This is a genomic window from Anaerosporobacter sp. (assembly GCF_965301125.1).
The window spans coordinates 25,964-26,779 of record NZ_CBDLAM010000035.1 but is presented as its reverse complement, the minus strand read 5'-3'; the positions used below and the strand labels follow the sequence as shown (position 1 = coordinate 26,779).

The window sequence follows — 816 nt, the reverse complement described above, 5'->3', positions numbered from 1 at the left end:
ATTTACAAATATGGCATCTCGTCGCACAAACTGGCGTCTCGTTTTACAACTCACCTATGATTATCTTACTCTATATAGACTAGATATTATTTACCATTTTATGTTTTATTCTTTAAAATTATATCAAATAGTGCTACAATATGTATTGACATTAAATGTGATTTAAAGGAGGGGTTCACTCTTAATCATGGGATATTTAAATATTAAACCAGATGTATTAACAAAAGAAGCTACTGAATTAGATAGCATTAATAAACAATTATTCGATATACAGGAACAATTAAATAATATTTCTCAGTCTTTATCATCATCAATCAGTACTAATGCTAATAATCAAATTAAACATGATATATCTAATATTATGAGTGATTCAACGGAACAACAAGAAATAATGAAACAACTGCAAATAGCCTTAGTAAAAAGTTCAAATTTATATCTAAGTAATGAAAAAAATTTAATAGATTTAACACAAGCTATATTTAGAAAATCCCCATCTACGGACGCTTACTCACAAAGTACGTCTGTTATGGGATCTTATATACGCGCTTCGAGTAATGTTGCATTGTCAGACACCACGGTCGAGTTAATATTAGAAGCACTTGCAGAAAAATCTGCTAAAACTGCTATTTCTTATTTATTCCCTGAATTAAAAATAGTATTAATAGCAAGTGATCTATTAGAAATACGTAACGATACTGAAGTAGTTACAAGAATAGTTATTCCCGATTCTAAACCTAATTTACTTAGGGAAAACATTAAGAATCAGGAAATAAAAGACTGGCAAAATGAAGAAAAATATGAGAATGCACCTCAGTC

At 29.2% G+C, this 816-nt stretch carries 1 protein-coding gene; it reads left to right on the top strand.

The genetic code is table 11. The features are described from left to right. Nucleotides 1-187: 187 nt before the first annotated feature. On the top strand, nt 188-816 hold a 629-nt coding region (locus ACW2QF_RS05930), incomplete at its 3' end, for a hypothetical protein (RefSeq protein ID WP_455715077.1).